Source organism: Testudinibacter crocodili, assembly GCF_006228025.1.
Lineage (GTDB): Bacteria > Pseudomonadota > Gammaproteobacteria > Enterobacterales > Pasteurellaceae > Chelonobacter.
The window spans coordinates 1-3,458 of record NZ_VDHF01000157.1 but is presented as its reverse complement, the minus strand read 5'-3'; the positions used below and the strand labels follow the sequence as shown (position 1 = coordinate 3,458).

Genomic DNA, 3,458 nt, shown 5'->3' with positions numbered 1-3,458 from the left:
AACGCCAAAACCACGGCAGATGAAGCGAAGAGTATGGTTGCGGGCTTGAAAGACGGCATTGACGGCTTGAACGGCTTAATCGGCAAAAACGGTCAAGACGGCACTAACGGCACCAACGGTAAAGATGGCGCAGCAGGACAAGACGGCTTGAACGGTAAAGACTTGGTGGATAAAAACAATGCCCTGCGTAACGGACAGGCGGGGGCAGTGGTGTACACCGCAGAGGACGGTAAACGTTTGGCACGGGGTGAAGACGGCAAGTTCTATGCGATGAAAGCCGACGGCACGGCAGATACGACAACAGCAGCCGTTGCAACGGATAAAGTGCGGTTGAGTGTGGTGAATGCCGACGGTTTAACCACCACTCCGACGGTATTGGGCAACCTTGCCGATGGCAAACTGGCAGCAGACTCGAAAGAGGCAGTGACCGGTGGGCAACTGTTCACGGTGAAAACCACTGCGGATAACGCTAAAACCACGGCAGACAATGCTAAAACCACGGCTGATGAAGCCAAAGATATCGCTTCAAATCTGAAAGACGGTGTTGACGGTTTACAAGGGGTGATAGGCACTGCCGGTAAAGACGGTTTGAACGGCAAAGGCGGCGCAGCCGGTCAAGACGGTTTGAACGGTAAAGATGCAATTAGTCAAATCGTCGATATCCGTCAAGGGGAAGCCGGCACGGTGGTGTACACCGATGCGAACGGCAACCGCTTGTCGGTAGAAGACGGTAAATATTACCAACGGGCAGCCGACGGCCGTGCCGATAAGAGTAAGGAAGTGGCGGCGAATGCGGTGCGCCTGAGTGCGGTGAATGCCAATGGCTCCACCACGGCGCCGACAGTGTTAAACAACATTGCAGACGGGGTACAGCAATATGATGCGGTGAATGTGAAACAACTGAATGCGGTCAAAGAGACAGCCGCTGGAAATACCACGGCGATTACCAATCTGACGACCAAAATCAATCAAATCAGTCAAGCCGGTTTTGGTTTAGTACAGGATGATGCGGCCAGCAGCACCATTACCATCGGTAAGGACAGTGACTCGACCATCTTATCAATTGCCGGCAGTGCAGGAAACCGTACTTTGACCGGGATTGCCAATGGTACCAATGCAGGCGATGCGGTGAATAAAGGGCAGTTGGATGCAGTGGAGAAAACGGCAAACCTGGCGAAAACCACGGCGGATGAAGCGAAGAGTATGGTTGCGGGCTTGAAAGACGGTATTGACGGTTTGAGCGGCTTAATTGGCAAAAACGGTCAAGACGGCACTAACGGCACCAACGGTAAAGATGGCGCAGCGGGACAAGACGGCTTGAACGGTAAAGACTTGGTGGATAAAACCAATGCCCTGCGTAACGGACAGGCAGGGGCAGTGGTGTACACCGCAGAGGACGGTAAACGTTTGGCGCGCGGTGAAGACGGCAAGTTCTATGGCATGAAAGCCGATGGCAGTGCCGACACCACAACGGCAGCCGTTGCAACGGATAAAGTGCGGTTGAGTGTGGTGAATGCCGACGGCTTAACCACGACACCGACGATTTTGAGCAACTTGAAAGACGGCTTGGTTGGACAAGATAGTCATGATGCGGTTACCGGTGGGCAGTTATATACCACCAATCAAAAAGTCGGCGAACTAGAAACTAAAGTACAGGCGCTTGCCAGCGGTAGTGCAGGTGCTGCCGGTAATGATAAAGGCGCGTTGAAATACGATAAGGATACCTCAGGCCAGTATGTGTATAACAAAGCGACCTTGGGCGTTGACCCGAATTGTAAAGCGGGTAGCAACCCTAACGACCCGGATTGCTTAGGCGAGGGTGTGGTGTTGAGCAATGTGAAAGGCGGTAAAGTAGCGAAAGGTTCAAAAGAGGTCGTAAATGGTGGGCAGCTCTATTCGGCGGTGACGTCCTTAGCCGGTGCGGGCAGTGAAATGGTGGTAAATCCGGATGGCTCTATTACGGTCAACGCCAGTTATACGGTGCATAACAACGACGGCACAAGCACCACGGTGAATAATGTGGGGGCGGCGCTTGACCATATTAATAGTAACGGCACCAAGTACATTGCGACGAACAGTGAGTTGAAACCGGCGGCGGCAACCGGCAAAGAGAGTGTTGCTGTTGGAGGCGGTGCGGTTGCGAAGGGAGAAGGCAGTGTTGCGATGGGCAGTGGTTCGGTTGCCAGGGACCCGCTGGAGTTTTCAGTGGGGAATGCGGAAACCGGTTTGACCCGTCGGATTACCAATGTTGCCGATGGGGTGAATGCCTCCGATGCGGCAACAGTCGGACAGGTCAGCCGTGCGTTGGGTAATGTTCACAGCTCGTTGAAGCAAGAGATTCAGCAAACTCGCAAAATTGCCTCGCAAGGGATAGCGGCATCGATGGCAATGAACCTTGATTTACCACAACAACATCCGGGCGAAGTGGCTATTGGGGTTGGAACGGCGATGTATGATGGTCAGTCTGCGGTGGCGTTGGGCGGTAACTATTTGACTAACTCGGGCAAGATAAAAATTTCGCTAGGGGTGGGTTCATCATTGGGCAAAGAAGCCAGACCGGCAGTGAAAGCCGGGGTCGGTTGGGTGTTCTAATGGAAACGTATTTGGGGTAATGGTGTTTGAGTGAAAATCCCTTTTTCGCTTAGTGGGTTGTCGAGCGTGAAAAGGGATTTTTTATGCTGAAATGAAGAGAGTTAACCGTGGAAATTGAGATGAAGGGTATGAAAAACATCAAAAGTATGAAAAGTATTAAAAGTATTAAAAGTATCAAAAACATCAAAAACATCAAAAACATCAAAAACATCAAAAACATAGAGAGCATAAAAAATATAAAGAATATAAAAAACATAAAGGGTATAAAAAACATGAAAAACATCAAGCGTGTCAGGGCAATCGTATTTGGCAGTCTGTTGCTGGGTGCGGTGACCCCGTTTGCCTTTGCGCAGGATACGGGAAGCGGTTCTGAATTTGAGCGCTATGAGCAGGCTAAAATTGCGGTGACTTATGAGGGTGAAGTGGGCAGTTTATTACAGCAATTGGCGGAAAGACTGAATGTTGGTTATATGTCTTACAATATTGATTCCTCGCGTTCGGTGAGATTAAAGGGTAACGGTACTCAGACGTTTAAGGGGCTGATTGAGGCGATTAACCAACAGTTGGTCGACAGCAATATCCGGTTTACGGAGCTGGGTAACCGCACTTTTTTGGTGCTGTCGAGTGGAAGTGAAGACATAACCGGGGTTAAACCAAAGAGTAGCCAGTATATCGGGCAGGTGGTGTTCGCTGAGCCGGAGTTGGTGAAGAACCGTATTGAGTTGGTTGGGTTAGACGAGGGAGAGGGGCAAGGTGGTCAGGATGCGGTGCCTGCTAATCCGGTCGTGCCGCAGACTAATGAGGCGATAAAAGTAGAGGCGGCAAAAGTAGAGGCAGTAGCGGTGAGTGCAGCGTTGCAGGGAATG

1 protein-coding gene and 1 pseudogene are annotated in these 3,458 nt (G+C 51.0%); both read left to right on the top strand.

The genetic code is table 11. The annotated features are described in order from the left end of the window. Window positions 1-2,592 (top strand): YadA family autotransporter adhesin (locus FHQ23_RS12025; RefSeq protein ID WP_176552321.1); only part of this gene is annotated, 2,592 nt, incomplete at its 5' end. Window positions 2,593-2,864: 272 nt separating this feature from the next. Continuing rightward, a pseudogene (locus FHQ23_RS12020) lies at window positions 2,865-3,458 on the top strand (hypothetical protein); the annotation flags it as partial.